A 25,180-nucleotide genomic window follows, 5' to 3' on the forward strand; every position below is an offset into this window, starting at 1 on the left:
GCGCCGATTCCGCCTGACAGTTCACCTTAAAATATAGCCCTATTTTTATGTTTTATATAGCAAACGAGCTTAAGACATTCACCGACGCCGTCCCGAACAACTCAGATGGCCGCCAGACCGCGCGCCAGATCAGCCTTCAGGTCCTCGATATCCTCAAGGCCCACCGACACCCGAACCAGGTTCTCGGTAATACCCGCTCGCGCCTTGTCCTCTGGAGACAGTCTGCCGTGCGTAGTGGTCGCCGGATGCGTGATCGTGGTCTTGACATCGCCGAGGTTCGCGGTAATCGACACAATGCGGGTTCCGTCAATCAACTTCCAGGCTTCTTCCCGTCCACCGCGCACCTTGAACGAAAGCATCCCACCAAACCCCTTCTGCTGGCGTTTAGCCAACGCGTGTTGGGGATGCGTTTCCAGGCCGGCATGGAAAACCGTTTCGATGGCGGGTTGCTCACTCAACCAGCGCGCCAGCGTCAGGGATTGCTCACTGTGCGCACGCATGCGCAACGGCAGGGTTTCCAACCCCTTGAGGAAAACCCAGGCATTGAAGGGGCTCAGCGTCGGGCCTGCAGAGCGCAGGAAGCCGAATACCTCCTGCATCACCGTATTGGAGCCTACCACCACACCGCCGACACAACGGCCCTGCCCGTCAATGTATTTGGTGCCGGAGTGGACAACGACATCGGCCCCAAAATCCAGCGGACGCTGCAGAATCGGTGTACAGAAACAGTTGTCCACGACCAGGAGCGCCCCCTGACGATGGGCGATCTCGGCAATAACCTGAATATCGGCCACTTCACACAGCGGGTTGGACGGCGTTTCCAGAAACAGCATCCTGGTATCAGGCATGACTGCCTGTTCCCATTGAGCCTGATCGGTCAGATCGACAAAGGTGGTGCGAACACCGAACTTCTCCATATATCTGCCGAACACCACATTGGTGGTGCCGAAGACGCTACGCGAGCAGACGACATGATCGCCACTCTTCAACAGCGCCATACAGGTCGCGAGAATTGCGGCCATCCCGGAAGCTGTGGCAACGGCCCGTTCTCCACCTTCCAGTGCGGCAATCCGCTCTTCGAAAGCGGCAACGGTAGGATTGGTAAAGCGGGAATAGATATTACCCGGCTCATCGCCGGCAAAACGGGCTGCCGCCTGTGCCGCCGTTCCGTAGACGAAACTCGACGTCGGAAACAGGGGTTCTGAATGCTCGAGCTCCAGGGTGCGATGGTGACCAGCGCGGATCGCCAGGGTATCCAGCGATACGCCGTCCAGGTCGGATTCCGGCACCCAGCCATGACGTTCGACTAGCTTGCTCATCGTCGGTTACTCGTCATTGTGCAAATCCAGAATGCCGTTGTCGGCCAGCAGCTCCGGATTTTTGTTTGATTTGTTGGCATCGTTACGCAGCGTCTCCAGCCGGTTAAGGAACTCACTGGTAATATCGCCCGTGATGTAGTGTCCATCGAACACTGAACACTCGAAACTTTCGATGGCGGGATTAACCTCGTGAGCACACATAACCAGGTCTTCCAGATCCTGGTAGACCAGCCAGTCCGCACCAATTTGCTCGCGAATTTCCTCGATCGTCCGGTTATGGGCGATCAGTTCGCTGGCCGCAGGCATGTCGATCCCGTAAACATTGGGGAAACGCACGGGCGGCGCAGCAGAGGCGAAATAGACCTTGTTGGCGCCGGCATCCCGCGCCATTTGCACGATTTCCTTACAGGTCGTACCGCGCACGATCGAATCGTCGACCAGCAACACGTTCTTGCCCCTGAATTCGAGGTCGATCGGGTTGAGCTTCTGGCGCACGGACTTCTTGCGCAATTTCTGTCCGGGCATGATAAAGGTGCGGCCGATATAGCGATTCTTGATAAAGCCTTCGCGGAATTTGACGCCCAGGCGGTTCGCCATCTGCAGTGCCGAGGTCCGACTGGTGTCCGGAATCGGTACGACCACATCGATATCGTGCTCAGGACGCTCGCGCAGAATCTTCTCGGCCAGGGTTTCCCCCATACGGAGGCGGGCCTTATATACGGAAACTTGATCGATGATCGAGTCCGGACGGGCAAAATAGACGTGCTCGAAAATGCAGGGGTGGAGACTGGGATTTTCGGCGCACTGCTGGGTATAGAGCTTGTGGTCAGTCTCGATATAGACCGCCTCGCCGGGCGCGATGTCCCGAACCAGGCGAAAGCCCAACGCGCTCAGCGCCACACTCTCGGAGGCAATCATATATTCCTTACCGTCCGGCGTATCGCGCTCTCCGTAACAGATCGGACGAATACCGTAGGGGTCGCGGAAGCCGACGATACCGTAGCCGGTGATCATGGCGATAACCGCATAGGCTCCACGGCAGCGCCGATGCACCGCTCTCACGGCAGAGAAGATGTCTTCCTTGCTCGGATGCAGCTTGCCTAACTTTTGCAGCTCGTGGGCAAATACGTTAAGGAGCACCTCAGAATCGGAATTGGTATTGATATGGCGCAGATCGGTACGGAACAAGTCACGACTGAGCTCGTCCGCATTGGTCAGGTTACCGTTGTGAGCCAGCGTGATCCCATAGGGGCTGTTCACATAAAAGGGCTGCGCTTCCGCGGAACTGGAGGTACCTGCCGTCGGATAACGGACGTGACCGATACCGACATTACCGACCAGGCGCTTCATGTGGCGGGTCCGGAACACATCCCGCACCAGGCCATTGTCCTTGCGCAGGAAGAAACGCTCATCCTGGAACGTCACCATACCAGCGGCATCCTGGCCACGGTGCTGCAAGACCGTCAGCGCATCATACAGCGCCTGATTCACATTGGATGTGCCGACAATACCTACGATTCCACACATGCGCTGTCTCGTTCCCCTCAAAAAACCCGAAACTCAGTTTGGCCGTCCAGGTCTCGACCCGAACCGCCTTGAAACTTCTTCAGCCAGCCTGGCTGACAGGATGTCATCCCTATTGCGACGATCCATCGGACCGTTTCAGGAACTCTGTGGCGCGGCGCCAACTTTTTGCATGGCACCAGACGCGTGAGGCCCGGAAATCTGCTGAATCTGGTCGCCGAGCACTCGCCGTGACCACTGCTCCACCATCCCCAGCTTGTCGACCATAATCGACTGTCGCCACCAGGACTGCTGTGACATGGGGGTATAACGCAGAATAGCAATGGCCACCACGACGACGATCACGCCCCGCAGCAGTCCAAAGCCCATACCCAGCACTCGGTCGGTCGACGTAAGACCGGTCACATGGACCAGCTTGCTCACCAGGTTATTGACCACAGCCCCGACAATCAGCGTTGCAATAAACAAAATGGCAAACGCTGTTATCAGCCGCACCAAGGGCGACTGGATACTGCCTTCAAGCAGAGCCTGTAAATGGGGGTGAAAGGTGCGGGCGACGATAAAGGCGGCCACCCAGGTCACCAGTGAAAGCGCTTCCCGGACGAAGCCTCGCATAAGACTGACCAGGGTCGAAAAACCGATAACGGCGATAATGACCCAGTCAATCCAGATCAGTGCCTTCATGAGCTGCCTTGAGTGCTTCAGCGTGAGCCCGAATTCTAGCAGGAATCGACCTCACGCCAAAGCCTTGACCCGCGTCAGGATAATCCGAAATAGGTCTGCAGACCCCTACTCCGGATCACTTGTCGCCGGCCATCACCAGGCTTTTGATTTTGAAAGCCTTGTCCAGCTTGATTTTCGCGGCGTCCGCATCAGCTTTCTGGACGAAGGGACCGGAAAACACCCGGGTCAGGGCTTTACTGCCGGTATGCGCGGTTTGCAGATACGCGGGATACCCTTTGGCCCTGACAGAATCCCGCAGTCTCTGGGCATTTTTCGTGTCGCCAAAACTACCTAACTGCACGACCCAGGCCCCTTTCAGGCTCTGGCTGAACTCGGGTTTCTGTGTCGGCTGTGCAGCCTGGGTGGTGACCGGCGCCGGCTGAGCCTTGGGCGCAGGTGTTGGCGCCGGAGCCGGTGTCGACGGGGCGGCGGCAGGTGCGGTAGTGGCGGCTGCCGGCGTATCGGCTGTAGGGGTCTGTGCCGGAGTCGTAACATCACTATTATCGGTGGCTGTCGCTGTATTATCAGTGGACGTCACTGTATTGGCAGATGTCGTCGGCGCCGTACCGGACTGATCAGCCGATGCGGAGGCGTTATCCTGAACCACCGGTGCACTCGTGTCTGCACCAGGCGTTGCCGGTTTTGTCGGCTGTTCGATGGTCATCACCGGGTACTGTGGCTTGTTCGGGATCTCGATGGTCTTCGTCGTCTGTTTGTTATGAGGCTCATCGAACAGCATCGGAACAAAAATAATGGCCAGACAGATCAGTACCAGCGCACCAATAATCCGTTGTTTCAGTCCGTCCACAGGACAACCTCGCTTGATTCGCTATCGGATAAGGAATGCCTATTCACTCCCGGAGAACCCGTTCGATTAGCGATCGAACGGCCCCAGAAGTTACCCAGGTCAGGTTATGACATTGGTGTGGGATAGTACCGCGGTGAGCCCGGGAAGTTCAAAGGGGATTGATTCCCGGCGACAACTACCGGTCAGAGAAGGCCTATTCCGACCGTTTCAGGTGCTCACGCGCCTCCGCAACCGTGAAAAAGGAACCGAAAACCAGCACTGTTCCACCAGACTCCAGATGGGAAACGGCCTGATCCAGAGCCTCGCCCACCGATTCCGTCGCGGCCGCCACCGGGATACTCACCCCGGCTTCCGCCAGACGCGAGGACAATGCCTCGGCGGACAGTCCGCGTGGCACATCCAGACCGGCCAGATACCAGTGGCTGATCTCGGGGGCCAGAGCCTGCACAACACCGACACAGTCCTTATCGGAAAGGCAGGCATAGACCGCGGTCACCGGCCGCAACTCCCCGCGGTTGGCGAGTCGATCCCGCAACCAGCGGGCGGCATGGGGATTGTGCCCCACATCCACCAGGATCCGGGGAGACTCGGAAAGGCTTTCAAAGCGCCCGGGGATACGCAGTTCGCGGCAAAGACCCGTAACATCGAGGGCCAATGGGTCGAGGTCAAGCAAGGCCAGCGCCTGCAAAGCAGTGATCACACTGTCTCGTGGAATCGCGGACTCCGGCACATCCAGCGTGCGCTCCTCGCCCCGATAGCGAATACCAACGCGGAATGCCTCTCCACCCTCAGGCTTCGGGCCGAAATCGCGCCCCCGGACATACAGGTCAACCTTCTGGGCATTCGCCTGCTGCAACACCGAGTCCGGGGGATTCAACTCACCGTAGACTGCAGGGCGCCGTGCACGCAGGATGCCGGCCTTTTCGTACCCAATCGTTTCCCGATCAGAACCCAGCCAGTCAGCGTGATCGATATCCACGCAAGTGATAACGGCCACATCCGGGTCCACAACGTTGACCGCATCCAAACGGCCCCCCAAACCGACTTCAAGAATCACCACGTCCGGAGCCGCCCGGCAAAACACCCAGAGCGCAGCCAACGTGCCAAACTCGAAATACGTCAAAGAGGTACGACCGCGGGCTGCCTCAACGGCTTCGAAGGCTTCGATCAGCGTCTGATCGTCAACCTCTTCGCCAGAAAGTCGGACTCGCTCGTTGTATCGGTGAAGATGGGGAGAGGTATAGGCGGCCGTACGTTTCCCCTGCTGGCGCAACAACCAGTCCAGAGCCGCAACCGTCGAACCCTTGCCATTGGTACCCCCCACAATAATCACTTGGGAAGGCAACCCTTTGGGGAGGAGCTTTCGGTAGACCTGGATCACACGATCCAGGCCAAGATCCATCGCTTGCGGATGAATACTTTCGAGATAGGCAAGCCAGTCGTCCAGGCTGGCCCCAACATCAGGCTTCTTCTTCGTCGACATCGACAATTTCGTCTTCCGGCGCAGGTTCCAGGGCCGGGAGATTCTGCATTTTTGCCAGCAGAGAGGCAATACGTCGGCGCATTTCGCCCCGATGCAGAATCATGTCGATAGCGCCATGCTCCAGCAGGAATTCGCTGCGCTGGAAGCCCTTAGGCAGGGTCTCCCGAACCGTCTGTTCAATGACACGGGGGCCCGCAAAACCGATCAGCGCGAAAGGTTCGGCGATATTCAAGTCACCCAGCATGGCCAGACTCGCAGACACGCCTCCGAAGACGGGGTCCGTCATCACGGAGATGTAAGGCAGCCCACGCTGCTTCATACGCTCGAGCGCCGCGGACGTCTTGGCCATCTGCATCAACGAAATAATCGCTTCCTGCATACGGGCGCCGCCGCTTGCAGAGAAACAGACCAGCGGTATCCCCCGCTCCAGCGCAATGTTTACGCCCTGCACGAACTTCTCCCCCACCACGGCACCCATGGAGCCGCCCATGAAGTTGAATTCGAAGGCGCAGGCCACAACCGGGATGCCCCGAACCTTGCCCGACATCGCTACCAGGGCATCCTTTTCACCACTGGCTTTCTGTGCCTGGGACAGGCGATCCTTATAGCGCTTGGAATCCTTGAACTTGAGCCGGTCGGTTGGCTCCAGCTCGGTTCCGATTTCATGGCGCTCTTCGGGATCCAGGAAAATGTCCAGGCGTCGCCGTGCCGATATGCGCAAGTGATGCTGACACTTGGGGCAGACGTCCTGGTTCTTTTCCAGTTCAGGCCGATAGAGGAACGCATTGCATTTGGGGCATTTCTTCCACAGGCCTTCTGGCACCGTCGTCCGCTGATGGGTTTCCGAGCGGATCATGCTCGGCATAATCTTGTCCAGCCAGCTACTCATGGGGTCTTTACCTGCTCAAGTTGTCCCGATTTAGGTTACTGTGCCTCAGGAAGCGAGTTCGTCCAACGCTTCACGCATGGGGCGCAGAATATCGGAAAGCGCCAGATGCAGCGCCTCCGGTTTATCCTGATATCGAGCAATCGTATCAACCAGCACGCTGCCGACAATTACACCATCGGATACCCGGCCGATCATACCTGCCGACCGGGCATCGCGAATACCAAACCCGACACCAACCGGCAACGCCGTAATCTCATGAATATGCGCAACTTTTTGTGCAACTTCGGTTGCATCCAACTGGGCGGAACCGGTGACGCCTTTCAGCGAAACATAATAGACGTAGCCGGAACAATGTTGGCTGATCCTGCGGATACGGTCATCCGTCGTGGTCGGCGCCAGAAGGAAAATAACGTCCAGGTTCCTCGCCTTAAGCAAGGGCACCAGCGTATCCGCTTCTTCCGGCGGCAGATCCACGGTCAGGACGCCGTCGACACCGGCATCAGCGGCCATCTCGGCAAATGTCTCATAGCCCAGCGCCTCAACCGGGTTCAGATAACCCATCAGGACAATGGGAGTCTGCGTATCCTGCTGACGAAATTCGCGAACCATCTCCAGGACATTGCGCAGTGACACATGGTGCCTGAGCGCCCGCTCACAGGCCAACTGAATAACGGGACCGTCTGCCATCGGGTCGGAAAACGGCACGCCGAGTTCGATAATATCGGCACCGGCGGCGACCAGCGTCTGCATGATCCGGACGGTTTCCCCCGGCTGGGGATCGCCGGCGGTGATATAGGGAATCAACGCCTTGCGTCCCTGACGACGCAGTTGACTGAGTGTCGCTTCAATTCGGCTCATGCCAGATCCTCAAATCGTAATGCCATCGCGTTCGGCGATCGTATGAATATCCTTGTCGCCGCGACCGGAAACATTGATAACCACCATCTGATCCTTGTCCATCTCACCGGCCAGTTTCACGCCGTATGCCACCGCATGGCTCGATTCCAGCGCCGGCATGATGCCTTCGACAAGTGTCAGGCGGCGAAAGGCATCCAGCGCCTCATCATCCGTCACCGATACATAATTGGCACGCCCGATATCTTTCAACCAGGCATGCTCCGGACCCACTCCCGGATAATCGAGACCGGCCGAAATGGAGTGCGTCGCCGAGATCTGACCATCGTCGTCTTCCATCAGGTAGGTCCGGTTGCCGTGCAGAACGCCAGGGCGACCTGCGCTGAGCGGCGCTGCGTGCTGGCCGGTCGCCAGCCCCAGGCCGCCGGCTTCGACGCCATACAGCTCAACCGCCTCGTCACCCAGGAACGGGTAGAAAATGCCCATGGCATTGGACCCACCCCCCACACAAGCGACAATCGCATCGGGCAGACGACCGACTTTCTCCAGGCTCTGGCGACGCGTCTCACGGCCGATGACGGACTGGAAGTCGCGGACCAGCATGGGATACGGGTGGGGCCCCGCCACCGTGCCAATGATGTAGAAGGTATCGTCGACATTGGTGACCCAGTCGCGCATGGCTTCGTTCATGGCATCTTTCAGCGTTTTGGTGCCGCTGTCGACAGATTGGACTTCAGCCCCAAGTAGCTTCATGCGATAGACGTTGAGCGACTGCCGCTTGATGTCCTCAGAACCCATAAAGACCTTGCACTTCAGTCCCAAACGCGCGGCCACGGTCGCCGTTGCTACTCCGTGCTGACCGGCGCCGGTTTCAGCGATGACCCGGGGCTTTCCGAGGAAATGCGCCAGCAGCGCCTGACCGATGGTGTTATTCACCTTGTGGGCACCGGTGTGATTGAGGTCTTCCCGCTTCAGCCAGATCTGGGCGCCGCCGGTTTCGCGGGTCAGGCGCTCAGCAAAGTAAAGAGGACTGGGACGTCCCACATAATCGGCCAGATCGCGGTCAAAGCGCTCCGTAAATTCCGGGGCGTTCTTGAGACGCTCGTATTCTCTTTCAAGCTGCAACAGCGAATCGAATAGCGTCTCGGAGACAAAGCGGCCGCCATAGTTACCAAAATGCCCCCGGTCATCCGGCAGGGCTTTCAACATTTCTTCAGTCAGTTTTACCGACACTGCGCACCTCGTTAATAAAGGCTCGAATTTTTTCGGCACTCTTGATGCCCTTCGCACTCTCGACGCCGCCGCTGACGTCTACGGCCCAGGGTCGCACCTGACGTATTGCGTCGGCTACGTTAACAGAGTCCAGACCACCGGCCAACACAAGCGGCAAAGGCCGCTGCCGGGGAATCAGGCTCCAGTCGAAGGCGCGTCCCGTCCCGCCGTACAAGGCCGGGTCAAAGGCATCGACCAATAGTCCACGCGCTTCGGCGAAGACGGAGAATGCCCTTTCAATATCGTTACTGCTCCGAACCCGGATTGCCTTCATCCAGGGTCGGCCAAACTGCGAGCAATAGTCCGGCGTTTCGTCGCCATGGAATTGGAGAAGGTCGAGAGGAACGGTCGCCAGCACCTCCCTCACCCAATCCGGCTCGGCGTTCACAAAGAGCCCCACACTGCTCACGAACGGCGGAAGGCCTCGAACAATATCCCACGCCCGATCGATAGCAATTGCTCGCGGACTGGGCGCATAAAAGACAAAGCCGATCGCATCGGCCCCGGCGTCGACTGCCGCCTGGGCATCTTCCTGCCGGGTAATCCCGCAGATTTTTATACGCGTCATGTCCTAAAACCGTTTTTGATTTCCCGTTAGCCGCGCTGACCCGCGATTCCGCCGTCGAAGAGCGGCTGCAGGAAAGCCGGCCCCGGCCGTGTCGCCGGTAATCCGTATTGCTCCGGGTATATCACATCCACGAGATATAACCCATAGGGCGGTGCGGTTACACCGCCAGCCCGCCGATCCCTGGACTGAAGTGCCTGCTCGACCCAATCGACCGGTCGATGGCCAGTCCCCACCGCCATGAGGCTGCCCGCGATGTTACGAACCATGTGATGCAGAAAGGCATTGGCCTGAATATCGATCACGATGTAATGGCCAAAGCGCTCGATATTCAAAAACTCCACCCGCCGCACCGGCGACTTCGCCTGACAGCCGGTCGCACGGAAGGAGGTAAAGTCATGCTCCCCTACGAGGCAACGCGAGGCCTTGCGCATCGCCTCCACATCCAGGGGGCGATATTGCCAGGTCACATTATGACGCAGCAGTCCCGGCCTCACTGGGTGATTGAAGATCACATAACGATAACGTCTGGCTACGGCACTGAAACGGGCGTGAAAGTCGTCACGGGCATTACCGGCCCAATGGACACAGACTTCGTCCGGCAATGCACTGTTTATGCCCATGACCCAGGAACGCAACGAACGAAGTGCCCGGGTTTCGAAATGAACGACCTGATGACTGGCATGCACCTGGGCATCAGTGCGGCCGGCACAGACAAGGTCCACCGTTTCGTCGGCCACTTTCGAGACGGCCTTCAGCAGGGCAGCCTCAACGGAGGGAATCCCCATCTTCTGGTACTGCCAGCCATGGAAGCGATGGCCGTCGTACTCGACCGTTAAAATGACACGACCAGCACCGATATCGATGCTGGTCGTGAGTTCTGGCGTCATTTCAAGCAATGCGCTATACCCCGATCCCTTCAAGGGGTCGCATTATAGCGCCTCATTTGAGGTTTTTAAGCAGATCCTGCGCTTCCTTCTTCTGCTCGTCGTTACCCTCGAGGGAAACTTCCTCAAGAATGTCGCGGGCGCCATCGCTGTCACCCATCTCGATATAGGCCCGAGCCAGATCCAACTTGGTGGCCGCTTCATCGGTACCGGCGAGGAAATCGAAATCCTCGTCATCCGGTTCTGGCAGTTCTTCGCCCAACGACTCGGAATCAGCAGCGCCGGCAGCAGCGTCGAGGTCTTCGTCAGTCAGCGCGAAATCGCTCTCTTCGAGCTGGTCCCACTCTGCATCAGAAAGCTCTTCGGCTTCCTTCGACAAGTCGGCTTCAGGCTCGTCGAGGTCGACATCGAGGACGTCTTCTCCGCCGCCCAGTTCAGGCTCATCCGACTCGCCAAGATCGACTTCTTCGCCGAAGTCAGGGAGATCGAGATCATCCAGTTCGTCACCCGCCGCTTCTTCGAGAACCGCAAGGTCATCGTCAGAAACGTCCAGTTCCAGCCCGTCCAGGGTATCGTCTTCTTCCGCCGCAACGGTTTCTTCAAAGGACGGCAGTTCCGTTTCAGAAGTCAGGTCTTCGGAGGTCAGCTCTGCGGAGGGTTCTTCAAGTGAAGGCGCTTCCTCGACTGCACTCTCTTCCTCTTTCGTCAGACCAGCCTCAGGTTCAACGGCAGGAATAAAGGCTTCTTCCTCGGTATCGGCAGCACCGGTATCACCAGTAACTTTTTCCAGCTCCGCGTCCAGTTCATCCAGGAAGGACTCATCCAGCACTTCCTCTGCCGGCGTGGCGGTATCGGACGTGAACGCCAGAGGCTCCTGCTCCTCCGGAGTCTCTCCGCTTTCAGCTGTCGGGCTTTCCTCGAAGGACTCGTTTGCCAGGTCCTCAAGTTCACCCTCAGACATCAACGGTTCGATGTCACCACTTTCTTCTTCCACGGTCTCCAGGGAGAAGTCGAGCGGTTCCTCTTCAACCTCCTCTGAGCCTGGCTCAATAGCTTCCGGGACGACTGACTCCTGCCCCGCCTCGGCTTTATCTTCAAGTTCGAGATTACCCAGATCGAAGTCAATTGACCCGAAGTCAGCCTCTTCCTTCGCCGGCTTTTCTTCTGCCTCAGGCGTTTCTTCCTCAAGCTGCGCAGGCTCTTCATCGGAGAGATCCCACGCTATGCCCAGATCTTCCTCTTCACTTTCCGGCAAAACCTCACTAACCGAGTCAATGGAAGACTCTTCAGGTTCGGCAGCCTCCTGCTCAGCCTCTTCCTTCTCCAGGAACGCACCGAAATCGGTCGACTCCTGAGCGCTGCCGGTTTTCAGCTCGCTCTCAAGATCATCGATACTCGGCATCTCCTCGGCTTCCTGCAGCCGGTCACGCAGCGCTTCTGCGCTCGCGAGAGCCTCGGTATCATCCAATGCTTCAAGTTCACGGAACTGCTTGTCGAACGCCTCGCGGTTGCTGGACTCGGCATAGACCTCAAGCAGTTTCAGGCGCAGGTCGCTACGGCTTGGTTCACCGGAAATGGCGTCTTCCAGAAGGTGAGCAGCCTGATCCAGACGACCGTATGCGATATAAACATCGGCCTCCGACAACGGATCTTCCGACTCGCCACGGGGCATATCGTCAGCTTCGCCGTCGCCAGAATCACCGTCGAAACCTGGCATCTCGATGGTGTCGTCGCCGTCTTCTTCAGCGCTACGCAATTGTTCCTGGAAATTTTGTTCCCGCTTGGCGTTACGACGCGCCAACGCCAATAGCGCCAACAACAACAAAACACCAGCACCACCTGCCCCAATCTGGTAAAGCGGATTATTTTTCAGCTCATTCAGAATATCGGCCGGGAAGCCGGGTTTCGCTGCCGGCTCTGGCTGGGTCTTGATCTCAGGCTTCACCGTAGGCGCTGTTGCGGGTTTCACCGGCTCAGCCATTGGCTTGGGCGCCGGGGCCGTTTCCGCAGGCGTTGATTGGACTTGCGCCGTAGCAGCCGGAGTCGAGGTTGTTTGAGCCGCCTCCGGCTTCTGCTCAGTCATGCCTGGCTGAGCAGCTTTAGGCTGTGCCTCTGGCGAGGATTGACCGGCTTCCGGGGTCGCTGCCGGAGCAGGCGTTGGCGTGGCCTGAGGGGTCGCCGTTACCGGAGCAGCACTTGTGGTGGCCGGAGCGCTCTCCTCACGTTTCTGGGACTCGTTCTGCAGCGCGGACAACTGATCACTCTTCAGCTGTACCAGCCGGTTGAGGGTTTTGACCTGGTCCTGCAGATCCTGCAAGCGGCTATTCAGCTCTGCATTATCCCGCTTGGCCTTATCCAACTGTTCCTGGGACAGCGCCAACCGATCCTGGATGGAGCCTTCGCCCTCACCGCCAATACCGCCACCATGCGAACCTTCCTTACTCTGCTTGGCGCTCGGGGCAACCGACAGACGCAACTTATCCTGGCTGGCTGGCTCCGAGGTTGAGGAGGTGCTCGCTGTAGTCTTGGTGGACGTCGCGTCAATCGGCGTCCGCGAAGCCTTAAAGGAACGGTTCTGGGCAATGACCTCACGGACGGCCTGATGCGCCGTTCGCGATGTCACCTGATCAGGTGTCGGCAAGCGAAGTACGACACCCTTTTTCATCAAATTGATATTGTGATCCAGGAAAGCATCCGGATTCCGGTCCTGAATCGCCAGCATCATTTGCTGTGTCGTCGCCCGGGAAGGCTTGAAACGTGCCGCAATCTGCCACAGCGTATCGCTGGCCTTGGTGGGACCGTAAGTGCGCGGTCCTGCAGGCGCCATAGCGCCCGATTGAGCGGGAGCTGCCGACGGCTCTGCTGCCTGCGTGGGTTGCGGTGCAGCCTGCGCTGCTGGCGTCGAAGACGCAGCGGCGGCAACCGGCTGGGCAGCGCCCTCATTATAAGTGGGGGGGTCGATCAGCAGCGTATATTCGCGGAGCAGCCGGCCTTTCGGCCAAACCAACTGCACCAGGAAATCCATATAGGGTTCGCGAACCGCATTTTTGGTGGAGACATCAACCACCAACTGGCCGTTCTTGCCACGCACAATCTTGAAATTGAGATTCGACAGGTCATAGGACCGGTGAATGCCGGCACGCGCAAAATCCTCTTGCGGCGCCAGGCTTACGGCGATCTGGTCTGTTGAAAGATTGCCGACGTTGACGAGATTGATCTCAGCCCGAAGCGGCTCATTCAGATGCGAATCAAGATTCACATCTCCCAGCCCTATGGCCTGAGCCATCTCCGCGCCGAGGCTTCCCACCAGCGCCAGAGCAATCGCAAGCTTGCGTACCTTCATGCTAGTTCCTTACCAGTCTCCGTAATCAAAATAGGGTTCGTCAGCAAAAGACTCGGACGAGGTCGGCCTTTTGGATGTGGGCCGATGCACGCAGACGACGTTACAATTCAAGCGAAAGTATTGTTGATAAACCCTCTTTTATCAATAAATCAGCCTCGCTGGCTGCAAGATCACTTCAGGAGCGTGACGGAAACCACTGTCGCGGCGCTTGAGACCAGTTCTGATGCGGCTATTCCGGCGATTTCATGACGCAGTGACCCGCGTTTTTGACCACTCGACAAGTGGTCGGCAAAATTTCGTCACCAAAAGGAAAAATATCTACAACAAAAAGGGCGGTGCCTTGCAGCTACCGCCCTCCTCGCATTCCTTCACCAACGAATGGAACTGTCCGTCAACCGCGCTCGCCGAGAATGCGCAACATACGGCGCAGTGGCTCCGCAGCACCCCAGAGCAACTGGTCGCCCACGGTAAAGGCGGAAACGAACTGCGGTCCCATATTCAGTTTGCGGATACGGCCTACCGGCACGCTCAACGTACCGGTCACCTTGGCAGGACTGAGTTCGCTGATCGACATCTCGCGATCGTTTGGCACCACTTTGACCCAGTCATTGGCGCCAGCCATGATCTGCTCAAGGTCGGAAACAGGCACATCCTGACGCAGCTTGAGAGTCAGGGCCTGGCTGTGGCTGCGCATAGCACCGATACGAACACAAAGACCATCGATGGGGATGGGATTGGCGTCAAGACCGAGAATCTTGTTGGTTTCAGCCTGAGCCTTCCACTCTTCACGACTTTGCCCGCTCGCCATCTGTTTGTCGATCCAGGGAATCAGGCTGCCAGCCAACGCAGCCCCAAAGTGATCGGTCGGGAATTCGCCGGAACGCATGGTTTCCGATACCTTGCGATCGATATCCAGAATCGCCGATGCCGGATCCTGTAACAGACTGTCGACGCTGTCGTGCAACGCCCCCATCTGCCGAATGAGTTCGCGCATGTTCTGCGCACCGGCGCCGGAGGCCGCCTGATAGGTCATCGGCGAGACCCATTCCACCAGATTCTGCTCAAACAGACCGCCGATCGCCATCAACATCAGGCTGACCGTACAGTTGCCGCCAATGAAATCCTTCTTGCCGGTATCCAGTGCCCTATCGATCACATGACGATTGACCGGATCAAGGATAATGGTCGCATCCTTTTCCATGCGCAACGCCGAGGCGGCGTCGATCCAGTAACCCTGCCAACCGGACTCCCGCAGTTTCGGATAGACGTCGTTCGTGTAGTCACCGCCCTGACAGGTAACAATGACCTCCATGTCCGACAGGGCATTGAGATCGAAAGCATCCTGCAGCACCGGCACGGATTTCCCGACATCGGGCGCGGCACCACCGGCCTGGGATGTGGAAAAGAATACCGGCTCGATGGCGGCAAAATCGTTTTCTTCCTGCATGCGCTGCATGAGGACTGAGCCCACCATGCCTCGCCAACCTACCAGTCCAACTCGCTTCATAATGGGCGACCTTTGAACCTCTCGTTAAGCCGACCCCCTCCGGGGATCGGATGAATGTGTGCCCGCGGAAATATCCGCCAATCAGGCGCCAAGCGCCGCAAGAACCGCCTCGCCCATCTGCTGCGTCGTGACGCGCTCGCAGCCTTCGGCGTAGATGTCAGCGGTACGCAATCCCTGGTCGAGAACCTGGCTGACCGCCGTCTCGATCGCCAGGGCGGCTGCATCGGCCTGAAGGCTGTATCGTAACATCATCGCAGCAGACAGAATGGTCGCCAACGGATTGGCAATCCCCTGTCCTGCAATGTCGGGCGCAGAACCATGACATGGCTCATACATACCCTGCTTTTCAGCATTCAACGATGCAGATGGCAGCATGCCGATCGAACCCGTCAGCATGGCGGCTTCATCAGACAGGATATCACCAAACATATTGCCGGTCACAAGGACGTCGAACTGCTTGGGCGCGCGCACCAGCTGCATGGCGGCATTATCAACGTACATATGGGAGAGTTCGACGTCAGGATATTCCTTCGCCAATTCGTCCATGATTTCCCGCCACAGTACGGTGACTTCCAGTACATTCGCCTTGTCCACCGAACACAGTTTGCCGTTGCGCTGCTGCGCCGCCTCGAATGCGACACGGCCGATGCGCCTGATCTCGGACTCGCTGTAGACATAGGTGTTGAAGCCCTGGCGCTCACCGTTCTCCAGATCACGCACGCCACGTGGCTGGCCGAAGTAGATGCCGCCGGTGAGCTCGCGCACGATCAGGATATCCAAACCGGAGACGACCTCCGGCTTGAGCGAGGAGGCTGCGGCCAGTTGCGGATAAAGGATCGCCGGGCGCAGGTTGGCGAAAAGCTGCAGATTGGAACGCAATCCCAGGAGCCCCTTCTCCGGGCGCCTGGCCATCTCCAGCTTATCCCACTTCGGACCGCCCACAGCACCGAGCAGAATGGCATCGGACTGTTTTGCCTTTTCCAGGGTTTCTTCCGGCAGGGGGATGCCGGTGGCATCGATAGCCGCACCACCAACCAGGGCTTGGTCAAAGGTCAGTCCGAGACTGAACTGCTCGTTGACCTTGCGCAGGATTTTCTCCGCTTCCGTCACAATCTCCGGCCCGATACCGTCACCCGGCAACAACAATACTTTCTTACTCATTTACCTGATCCCTTCTTGAAAACGTCAAACGCCTCTACAGCGCGCCACTGCAACCGTCATAACGTCTCAGCCACCAAACAGCCAAGGCGATACCTGCCTGCGCTGCGCTTCGTAAGCCTTGATGGCATCCGCATCTTCCAGCGTGAGCCCGATATCATCCAGACCTTTCAGCAGGCAATGCTTGCGGAAACCGTCGACCTCGAACGCAAACGTCTCACCAGACGGCGTGGTAACCGTTTGCGCCTCCAGGTCGATAGCCAGTTGGAAACCTTCTTCATCAAAGGTTTCCTGGAACAGTTTGTCGATGGACTTTTCATCCAAAACAATAGGTAACAGTCCATTCTTAAAGCAGTTGTTATAGAAAATATCGGCAAAGCTGGGCGCAATGATGGCGCGGAAACCGTAGTCTTCCAGCGCCCAGGGCGCATGCTCACGGCTTGAGCCACAGCCAAAATTGCGACGGGCCAGCAGGATGCTCGCATTACGGTAGCGATCCTGATTCAGCATAAAGTCCGGGTTGAGAGGACGCTGACTACTGTCCTGATCCGGCTTGCCTTCGTCGAGATAACGCAGCTCGTCGAACAGGTTCGGGCCAAAACCGGTTCGCTTGATGGACTTCAGGAACTGCTTGGGAATGATCATGTCGGTGTCGACATTGGCACGGTCCATCGGCGCCACAATACCGGTGTGTGTAACGAATGCTCTCATGGCGCTCTCCTCAGTTCATCATCTCGCGGACATCGACAAAGTGGCCGGCAATCGCAGCCGCCGCGGCCATTGCCGGGCTAACCAGGTGCGTACGGCCGCCAAAGCCCTGGCGTCCTTCAAAGTTACGGTTGGACGTTGAGGCACAATGCTCGCCCGGGCCCAGCTTATCGGCATTCATGGCCAGGCACATGGAGCAGCCCGGATCGCGCCACTCCAGTCCCGCTTCGATAAAGATCTTGTCCAGGCCTTCGGCTTCCGCCTGGGCTTTGACCAGGCCGGAGCCCGGAACCACCAGCGCCTGTTTTAGCGTCGGGGCGACCTTGCGCCCTTTTACGACACCGGCGGCTTCACGGAGGTCTTCAATCCGGGAGTTGGTGCAGGACCCGATAAATACGCGGTCCAGCTTGATCTCGCTGATAGGCATACTCGGCTGCAAGCCCATGTATTTCAGGGCACGAACGATACCTTCACGCTTGATCGGGTCGCTTTCAGCCGCGGGGTCCGGCACCATGCCGTCGATGCCGGTAACCATTTCCGGGGAAGTGCCCCAGGTCACCTGCGGCTGAATGTCCGCACCATCCAGCTCAACCACCTTGTCGAACACGGCATCGTCATCACTGTGCAGCTCACGCCACGCCTTGACGGCCATTTCCCACTGATCGCCCTTGGGCGCGAACGGACGGCCCCTCACATAGTCGATGGTGGTATCGTCCACTGCCACCATGCCGGCGCGTGCGCCCGCTTCGATGGCCATATTGCAAAGGGTCATACGACCTTCCATGGACAGCGAGCGGATCGCCTCACCGCCGAACTCGATGGCGCATCCGGTGCCACCCGCCGTACCGATACGACCGATAATCGCCAAAACCACATCTTTGGCGGTCACTCCGGCCCCCAGTTGACCGTTAACCCGCACCAGCATGTTCTTCATTTTCTTCTGGACCAGGCACTGGGTCGCCAGAACGTGCTCCACCTCGGAAGTCCCGATGCCATGGGCAAGCGCTCCGAAGGCTCCGTGGGTCGACGTGTGGGAGTCGCCACAGACGATAGTCATGCCTGGCAGGGTAGCGCCCTGCTCCGGGCTGATCACATGGACAATACCCTGACGCTGATCGAGCATGCCGAATTCGGTAATACCGAACTCCTCGCAGTTGCGGTCCAGTGTTTCCACCTGCACCTTGGACACCGGGTCGTCGATGCCATCGATACCCCGCGCCCGCCCGGTGGTCGGCACATTGTGGTCGGGCGTCGCCAGATTGGTGTCGATCCGCCAGGGCTTGCGTCCCGCCAGCCGCAGCCCTTCGAAGGCCTGCGGCGAGGTCACTTCATGCAACAGATGACGGTCGATGTAGATCAGGGCTGAGCCATCGTCCCGCTGTTTGACCAAATGGCTGTCCCACAATTTGTCGTAAAGCGTTTTTCCCGCCATAAAATCTCCCGGGCGCCATGAGGCGCAAGCAGTGGTGCGGTCGCAAACAGGCCGCGAAAATCATGCACTGATGGTAAGGACTTGACTCGAATAACTCAAATTCATATTTTTCATATGCTAAATTCCAAATAGGAATAGAAATGGATCTCCAGTCACTCTCCACCTTTGTTGCCGTCGTCGACAGCGGGTCCTTTTCCGCTGCCGCCGAAACGCTACACCTGACCCAACCGGCAATCAGTAAGCGATTGGCCGCACTGGAGCAACAACTCGATCATCAACTGATCGACCGCAGCCACCGTCAGGTGCGTCTGACGGAAGCCGGTCAGCGCCTCTTACCCCACGCCCGCCGCATTCTCGACGAGCTGCACAACGCCCGCCAGCAGTTGGATAGCCAGGATATCGAGGTGGCAGGAGGACTTCCGCTGATCGCCAGTCACCACATGGGACTGCACCATCTGCCGGCCTGGTTGCGAAGATTCAAACGGGAGTTTCCGGCGGTCACGCTGAGCTTTCAGTTCATGGAATCGGAGCGTGCGTTCGACCATCTCCGTCGCGCGGAAGCAGAACTGGCCTTCGTCACGCTGAACGACAGCATGGATGACGCGTTTGAAGTGCATCACAGCTGGGAGGACCCGATGTGCTTCGTTTGCGCCAAGGATCACCCGCTGGCACAACTCGAACACCCGGTGCTGGCCGATCTGGAGCCCTATGATGCCTTGTTGCCGGATACGGGGACGGAAACCTATCGGGTGGTGAGCCGCCTGTTTCTGCAGGAGAACGTCCGCCTGCATGTGCAGATGGCCACTAACTATTTGGAAACACTGAAGATGATGGCCAGCGTCGGTCTGGGCTGGTCGGTCCTTCCGCGCACCATGCTGGACGGATCACTCCACGCTATGCCCCTTCAGATCGAGGTCCGCAGAATGCTGGGCGCTGTCGGCCTGCGTCGACGCCGACTCAGTCGCGCCGCGCAGGCCCTGATGTCGGTCGTCAGTCAGTCATGACCCGGCAATGTCACTGATACGCTGTTGCACATAATGCCCCGGCGCGGCCTCAAGCGACGGCAGGGCCCCGTCCCCTGGCTGCCGGGCAGGCACCATAGGTCCGGCATAGGCTTCAATCCAGCGCTTCCATTCAGGCCACCAGGACCCCTCATGGCGCTCAGCACCTGCCATCCATTCATCCGGGGTCTCCGCGAGGCTGTCATTCGTCCAGTAACCATACTTATGTGCAGCGGGTGGATTCACGACTCCGGCAATATGGCCTGAACCCGACAACACAAAGCGCACATCCCCACTGTGGACACGAGCTCCCTTGTAGGTAGCCTTCCACTTGGCGATGTGATCCTGCTCGGCCGACAGGAAAAAGGCCGGGATACGAATCTTCCGGAGATCGATCGGCACCCCCGACAGATTGATACCACCGGGCTCGATCAGTCGGTTATGCAGATACATGTTGCGCAGGTAAAAACTGTGCATGCGCGCCGGCAGGTTGGTGCTGTCGGTATTCCAGTAAAGCAGATCGAAGGCTGCAGGCTTTTCGCCTTTCAGGTAGCTGTTGATCCAGAAGGACCAGAACAGCTCATTCTCCCGCAGCAGGTTGAAGCTGAAGGCCATGGCGCGGCCATCGTAGTAGCCGGTCTTGTTGATCAGACGCTCGACCGCCTTGATCAGATGTTCATTGATGAAGACGCCGATACCCCCCGGATCGGAAAAATCCATCAAAGTCGCCAGATAGGTGGTGCTGACCACCGGTTTCCGGCCCTTCTCCGCCAGCCACGCCAGGGTAGCTGCCAGCAGGGTACCCCCGATGCAGTAGCCGATGGCATTGATCTGCTTCTCACCGGTTGCCTGCTGGATCGCCTCGATCGCGGCCAGCGGACCTTCCTGCATATAATCTTCAAAGCCCTTGTCCCGCAGGGACGGCCCCGGATTGACCCAGGATATGATGAACACCGTAAAGCCCTGCTCAACCAGCCACTGGATAAGGGAATTCTTCGGTTTGAGATCCAGGATGTAATACTTGTTGATCCAGGGTGGCACGATCAGCAAGGGGCGCTGAAAGACGGTTTCCGTGGCCGGGCGATACTGGATCAACTGCATCAGGTCGTTCTGGTAAATCACCTCGCCTGGCGTCGTGGCGACATTGCGCCCCACCTCGAAGGCATCGGTATCCGTCATCGCCACATTGAAAAGTCGCGGATTATTGCGCAGGTCCTGCAGGAAATAGCGCGCACCATCGACCAGGTTCTGCCCTTTACGCTCCATTGTAATCCGCAGGACTTCCGGGTTCGTCGGCACGAAATTCGAGGGTGAAAAGGCGCTTAACAGCTGGCGGGCAAAGAAACGGAGCTGATCCCGCTGGTGTTCCGGCCCGGTCGCCGTCTGGTCAATCAGGTCCATCGCCAACCGGGTATTGATCAAATAAGCCTGCTTGAGATAGTCGAAAACGGCGTACTTGTCCCAATCAGCCGCCCGGAAGCGACGGTCATCCGGTGCCGGCAAAGCAACCGGTTCCGGGTGACCGCCACTCAAGCGCGATCCCAGATACCCCAGCAACCGCATTTGCTGCCGAAGCCACTCCGCCTCCAGGCCGACCACCCGCAACGGATGGACGAGGGCATCCTCCAGCATCCGCCGATAGGCATCGCCCATTTCTGCCAACGTCGACAGCTGCGCGTCATCGACCGCCCCCCAACCGGAAACCCAGTCTTCCATCTGCTGTCGCGCACTGGCAGCTGCTGAATCCAGCCGGTTGAACGCACGGCGGAAAAATCCCTGACCTGATTCGGTCATCCACACACCCTCATCCCATTAGCTCACTTTCAGGAACCGGCAGATGCCGTATTGGTGTTGGCTGCGGGTGCGGCTTTCGCAACCGGCTTCTTGGTAGCAGGCTTTTTCGCTGCCGGCTTTTTAGGTGCAGCTTTCGCTTTTGGCTTGGCGGCAGGCTTTGCCGCAGCGGGTTTTGCCGCCTCAGGCTTGGCTTCAACAATCAGACCCTGAAAATCTTCGCGCAACTTGGTGGCCAGCTCCTGCATCGACTGCCAGTCTTCCGCCATACGATCAGAGACTTCCCTGACAACATCGCTCTGACCGTTAATGAAGGCTTTCAGGCCTTCAGCATCGCGAATATCACCCAACTGTCGCGCCTGACGCAGTGCCAGGTCGGTGTAGGCGCGCAGCGCCTGCATCTGAACATCGGCGGCCTTTTCAACGTTCGTCATCATGAGCTGGTTCAGTTTTCCAGCCTGCTCGAACAATTTACGGGACTTATCGGAAAGATCGGACAACAGTTCCTTGGTCATGGGACGCTCCTTGTGAGCTCATCGAGAGTCATAATAAAAACCGTGAGAAGCGGACGACTTACCGCCCTCGGACCATTAGACGGCATTGGAAACTGAGCGGCATTGACCAGCGTCAAACAGGGTTCGTGTTGATGTCAGTTGGCAAATGCCAACTCGGGACGGGGGCGTAATCCGATATAGGCGACCATCAACCCCAGGCCGATGGCAACGGCACTGCCCCAGAACGCGGCACTGGTGCCATGCCAGTCCACCAGGACGCCGGCCATCCAGGCACCGATGGCTCCGCCCGCACCGAAACTGAGCCCACCATACAAAGCTTGGCCTCTCGCTTGATGCGTAGGACCAAAATGCAGGTGAATGAACTGAATCGACATGGCATGCATGGCACCGTATGACGCTGCATGCATCAGCTGGGCAAGAATCAGCAGGCCCAGGACGTCAGACCAGCCGGCGATCAGGCACCAGCGCAGGGTCGTCAAGCTCAGTGCCGCCAGCGCTATATGGCGTAGGCTAAAGCGGTGTAGCAGTCGATGCATGACCAGGAAGAGAACGACCTCGGCAATGACCCCCAATGCCCATAGAAGGCCGACCGCCAGGCGGGAATACCCCTGTTGCGCCAGGTGAATACTGAAAAAGGTGTAGTAACTGCCATGGGAGACCTGCAGCAGGATGTTGGTCACCAGAAAGGCCCAAACCGGCATCTGTCGAATCCGCGCCAGCAGTCCACCGGCATGCTCCCCCTTCCTTGGCACCGGCGCATCGCCCCCAATCAGCAACGTCGACAGGAAAATCCCGCAGAACAGCGGCATCAGCAACCAGGGCAGATAACGTACCGACAGATGTTCAAACAAGGCCCCCAACGCCGTCACCGACAAGATAAAACCGATAGATCCCCAGAGCCGGATACGTCCGTAGCGGGCCCTGTCTGCCTGCAGCCGGGTCAAGGTGATGGTTTCGTAAAGCGGAAGGATGGCATTCCAGAAAAACGTGAATCCCAGCATAACCAGCATCAAGCCGGCAAAACCAGGATGGGCGAAGACACCGGCGAAGATCATTCCGGCCCCGAGTGCACCGATGCGCACCAGCCGAACCCGGCTGCCGGTGTGATCGCCGAGCCAGCCCCACACGTTGGGGGCAATGATCTTGGTAAACTGGATGGTCGCCATCAACATGGCGATCTGGAAATAGGTGAAGCCCTGCCCCTCCAGGTACAGTGACCAGTAAGGGACCAGGGCTCCAATCAACGCGAAGAACCAGAAATACAGGTTCGACAGGCGCCAATACATCGACATAGGGCGGCTTACTGGGGCTGGCTTTCCCGCTGGAGGGCCGCAAGGTCAGGCGTGTCGATGCTGACGTCCCCATTCTGCCCCCGGTGCCGCAGGTAATGGTCCATCAGCACCAGCGCCATCATGGCTTCAGCGATCGGCGTGGCACGAATCCCGACACAGGGATCGTGACGCCCGGTCGTGATCACCTCCGTGGGCTGACCATGGAGGTCGATACTACGACCGGGCAGACGCAGGCTGGAGGTCGGCTTGAGTGCAATACTGGCCGTAATCGGCTGACCGCTCGAAATTCCGCCAAGCACGCCTCCCGCCTGGTTGGAGAGGAATCCTTCCGGCGTCATTTCATCCCGATGCTCCGTCCCCTTCTGTTCGATGGACGCGAAACCGGCACCGATCTCAACGCCCTTCACGGCATTGATACTCATCAGAGCATGGGCCAGATCCGCATCGAGCCGATCAAAGATCGGCTCGCCCAATCCGGGCGGCACACCGTCGGCCACAACGTTGATACGGGCGCCAATGGAATTACCTTCCTTGCGCAACGCATCCATATAGGCTTCCAGCTCAGGAACGCGCGATGGATCCGGGCAGAAGAATGCATTGTTCCCGACAGCATCCCAGTCGACGCAGTCGATCTTGATCGGGCCCAACTGCGCCAGATACCCCCGAACCTGAATGCCCAGGCGCTGCTGCAGGTACTTCTTGGCAATGGCCCCCGCCGCCACCCGCATGGCGGTCTCACGGGCCGACGAACGGCCGCCGCCACGATAATCCCGCACGCCGTACTTATGCATATAGGTGTAATCGGCATGGGCCGGACGGAACTGGTCCTTGATAGACCCATAATCCTTGGAGCGCTGATCGACATTCTCGATCAGCAACCCTATCGGCGTACCTGTGGTCTTGCCTTCAAAGACGCCGGAAAGGATGCGTACCTCGTCAGGCTCGCGACGCTGGGTCGTGTGGCGGGACGTACCCGGCCGACGGCGATCCAGATCCTCCTGGAGATCAGCTTCGGAAAGCTCCAGCCCGGGCGGGCAGCCGTCGACAATACAGCCCAACGCCGGCCCATGGCTTTCCCCGAAGGTGGTAACGACGAACAGTTTTCCGAAGCTATTTCCAGACATAATACAATCGCTTAGTGTGATTTTTTAATTCAGGTTCTTGAAGTGATCCCGTAGATCGGATGCCATCATCAGAAAGACACCATGGCCGCCCCGCTCAAAATCCAGCCAGGTGAAGGGCAATTCCGGGAAGGCTTCCTCAAGTGCCGGGGCGCTATTGCCCACCTCGACGACCAGCAAGCCATCTTCTGTCAGATAGTCCTGCGCCTCCGCCAGGATACGTCGCACCACGTCGAGACCGTCAGTACCCGCCTCAAGCCCCAATACCGGTTCGTGCCGGAATTCTTCCGGCATCGCCGCAAGGTCGGACGCATCGACGTAAGGCGGATTGCTCAGGATGACATCGTAGCGTCCGGACAGGGCCTCAAAAAGATCGGACTCGACAGCCTGTACCCGGTCACCCACCTCGTGGCGATGAATATTCCGCTCAGCAACGGCCAAAGCCTCCGGGGAAATATCCGCCAGATCCACCTCTGCTTCCGGGAACACCAGTGCCGCGGCAATACCGATACAGCCACTGCCCGTACACAGATCCAGCAAACGCCCTACCGGCCGCTCTCCCAACCAGGGTTGAAGACTGTTCTCCAGCAGTTCGGCTATGGGAGAGCGAGGGATCAGCACATGTTCGTTGACATAGAACGGCAGCCCCATAAACCACGCCTCTCCCGTCAGATAGCTAACCGGTACGCGATCCACCACGCGGCGCTCGATCTGGTTCAGGAGTAGTTCACGCTCAGAACGGGTCAAACGCGCATCGAGGAAAATGGCATTATTGTCCAAGGGCAGATGCAGGCTGGCAAAAACCAGGTGAACCGCCTCATCCCACACATTGTCACTGCCGTGGCCATAGAAGAGGTTTTCGGCCTCGAAACGGCTGACGGCATAACGCAGGAAATCACGAATGCTGATCAGGTCGTCGGCATGTGAGATGGTACTAGGGGTCATCGGGTATCCTTAATCGCCGGGGATTCTTCGGGCAAGTCGGTT

21 protein-coding genes are annotated in these 25,180 nt (G+C 58.2%); 1 reads left to right on the forward strand and 20 read right to left on the reverse strand.

Features of this window, described 5'->3' with window-relative positions; all coding sequences use genetic code 11:
* Positions 1-101: 101 nt before the first annotated feature.
* The 15 genes from CLR77_RS15360 to leuC all read right to left on the reverse strand — a co-directional run bounded on the left by CLR77_RS15360 (position 102) and on the right by leuC (position 18,473).
* The gene (locus tag CLR77_RS15360) at positions 102-1,319 is read right to left on the reverse strand and encodes an O-succinylhomoserine sulfhydrylase (RefSeq protein WP_097461569.1); all 1,218 of its coding nucleotides are present in this window, start codon (positions 1,317-1,319) and stop codon (positions 102-104) included.
* Between the two features lie 6 nt (positions 1,320-1,325).
* A complete protein-coding gene (gene purF / locus CLR77_RS15365; RefSeq protein ID WP_097461570.1) occupies positions 1,326-2,846 on the reverse strand; it encodes an amidophosphoribosyltransferase in 1,521 nt (506 codons plus the stop codon).
* Between the two features lie 135 nt (positions 2,847-2,981).
* Complete coding sequence (locus CLR77_RS15370; RefSeq protein ID WP_097461571.1) at positions 2,982-3,527, reverse strand: CvpA family protein; 546 nt, start codon at positions 3,525-3,527, stop codon at positions 2,982-2,984.
* A 115-nt stretch (positions 3,528-3,642) separates the two neighbouring features.
* Positions 3,643-4,374 (reverse strand): SPOR domain-containing protein, encoded by a 732-nt coding sequence (locus tag CLR77_RS15375; protein WP_198962793.1) that lies wholly within the window; start codon positions 4,372-4,374, stop codon positions 3,643-3,645.
* Positions 4,375-4,567: 193 nt separating this feature from the next.
* Positions 4,568-5,857 (reverse strand): bifunctional tetrahydrofolate synthase/dihydrofolate synthase, encoded by a 1,290-nt coding sequence (gene folC, locus CLR77_RS15380; RefSeq protein WP_097461572.1) that lies wholly within the window; start codon positions 5,855-5,857, stop codon positions 4,568-4,570.
* Complete coding sequence (accD, locus tag CLR77_RS15385) at positions 5,835-6,746, reverse strand: acetyl-CoA carboxylase, carboxyltransferase subunit beta (protein WP_097461573.1); 912 nt, start codon at positions 6,744-6,746, stop codon at positions 5,835-5,837. The genes folC and accD overlap by 23 nt, the downstream gene beginning before the upstream one ends.
* A 45-nt stretch (positions 6,747-6,791) precedes the next feature.
* Complete coding sequence (gene trpA / locus CLR77_RS15390) at positions 6,792-7,604, reverse strand: tryptophan synthase subunit alpha (protein ID WP_097461574.1); 813 nt, start codon at positions 7,602-7,604, stop codon at positions 6,792-6,794.
* A gap of 9 nt (positions 7,605-7,613) precedes the next feature.
* On the reverse strand, positions 7,614-8,810 hold the full coding sequence (gene trpB, locus CLR77_RS15395) for a tryptophan synthase subunit beta (protein ID WP_227519975.1): 1,197 nt from the start codon (positions 8,808-8,810) through the stop codon (positions 7,614-7,616).
* A 4-nt stretch (positions 8,811-8,814) separates the two neighbouring features.
* Positions 8,815-9,441 carry a phosphoribosylanthranilate isomerase gene (locus tag CLR77_RS15400; RefSeq protein ID WP_097461576.1) on the reverse strand — a complete coding sequence of 209 codons (627 nt, stop codon included), beginning with the start codon at positions 9,439-9,441 and terminating at the stop codon, positions 8,815-8,817.
* A gap of 26 nt (positions 9,442-9,467) precedes the next feature.
* Complete coding sequence (gene truA / locus CLR77_RS15405; protein ID WP_097461577.1) at positions 9,468-10,328, reverse strand: tRNA pseudouridine(38-40) synthase TruA; 861 nt, start codon at positions 10,326-10,328, stop codon at positions 9,468-9,470.
* A 52-nt stretch (positions 10,329-10,380) separates the two neighbouring features.
* Positions 10,381-13,668, reverse strand: coding sequence for a FimV/HubP family polar landmark protein (locus tag CLR77_RS15410; protein WP_097461578.1), 3,288 nt, complete (start codon positions 13,666-13,668; stop codon positions 10,381-10,383).
* A 391-nt stretch (positions 13,669-14,059) separates the two neighbouring features.
* Positions 14,060-15,175, reverse strand: coding sequence for an aspartate-semialdehyde dehydrogenase (gene asd / locus CLR77_RS15415; protein WP_097461579.1), 1,116 nt, complete (start codon positions 15,173-15,175; stop codon positions 14,060-14,062).
* 81 nt (positions 15,176-15,256) lie between these two features.
* Entirely contained in the window at positions 15,257-16,336 is a 1,080-nt protein-coding gene (leuB, locus tag CLR77_RS15420) for a 3-isopropylmalate dehydrogenase (protein WP_097461580.1), read from the reverse strand.
* Between the two features lie 66 nt (positions 16,337-16,402).
* Positions 16,403-17,044 carry a 3-isopropylmalate dehydratase small subunit gene (gene leuD / locus CLR77_RS15425; RefSeq protein ID WP_097461581.1) on the reverse strand — a complete coding sequence of 214 codons (642 nt, stop codon included), beginning with the start codon at positions 17,042-17,044 and terminating at the stop codon, positions 16,403-16,405.
* A 10-nt stretch (positions 17,045-17,054) separates the two neighbouring features.
* Complete coding sequence (gene leuC, locus CLR77_RS15430; protein WP_097461582.1) at positions 17,055-18,473, reverse strand: 3-isopropylmalate dehydratase large subunit; 1,419 nt, start codon at positions 18,471-18,473, stop codon at positions 17,055-17,057.
* Between the two features lie 140 nt (positions 18,474-18,613).
* On the opposite strand from leuC, the gene CLR77_RS15435 reads away from it, so the two are divergent.
* On the forward strand, positions 18,614-19,477 hold the full coding sequence (locus tag CLR77_RS15435) for a LysR family transcriptional regulator (RefSeq protein WP_097461583.1): 864 nt from the start codon (positions 18,614-18,616) through the stop codon (positions 19,475-19,477).
* Here CLR77_RS15435 and CLR77_RS15440 read toward each other — a convergent pair.
* The 5 genes from CLR77_RS15440 to prmB all read right to left on the reverse strand — a co-directional run bounded on the left by CLR77_RS15440 (position 19,472) and on the right by prmB (position 25,138).
* Complete coding sequence (locus CLR77_RS15440; protein WP_097461584.1) at positions 19,472-21,268, reverse strand: PHA/PHB synthase family protein; 1,797 nt, start codon at positions 21,266-21,268, stop codon at positions 19,472-19,474. The genes CLR77_RS15435 and CLR77_RS15440 overlap by 6 nt on opposite strands.
* A gap of 29 nt (positions 21,269-21,297) precedes the next feature.
* Positions 21,298-21,780 carry a phasin family protein gene (locus tag CLR77_RS15445; protein ID WP_097461585.1) on the reverse strand — a complete coding sequence of 161 codons (483 nt, stop codon included), beginning with the start codon at positions 21,778-21,780 and terminating at the stop codon, positions 21,298-21,300.
* 134 nt (positions 21,781-21,914) lie between these two features.
* Positions 21,915-23,072 (reverse strand): MFS transporter, encoded by a 1,158-nt coding sequence (locus CLR77_RS15450; RefSeq protein ID WP_198962794.1) that lies wholly within the window; start codon positions 23,070-23,072, stop codon positions 21,915-21,917.
* 8 nt (positions 23,073-23,080) lie between these two features.
* Positions 23,081-24,196, reverse strand: a complete 1,116-nt coding sequence (gene aroC / locus CLR77_RS15455) for a chorismate synthase (RefSeq protein ID WP_097461587.1) — start codon at positions 24,194-24,196, stop codon at positions 23,081-23,083.
* A gap of 24 nt (positions 24,197-24,220) precedes the next feature.
* The gene (gene prmB / locus CLR77_RS15460) at positions 24,221-25,138 is read right to left on the reverse strand and encodes a 50S ribosomal protein L3 N(5)-glutamine methyltransferase (RefSeq protein WP_097461588.1); all 918 of its coding nucleotides are present in this window, start codon (positions 25,136-25,138) and stop codon (positions 24,221-24,223) included.
* Positions 25,139-25,180: the final 42 nt, after the last annotated feature.

This window comes from Mangrovitalea sediminis (assembly GCF_002514725.1).
GTDB classification, from domain to species: domain Bacteria; phylum Pseudomonadota; class Gammaproteobacteria; order Pseudomonadales; family Oleiphilaceae; genus Mangrovitalea; species Mangrovitalea sediminis.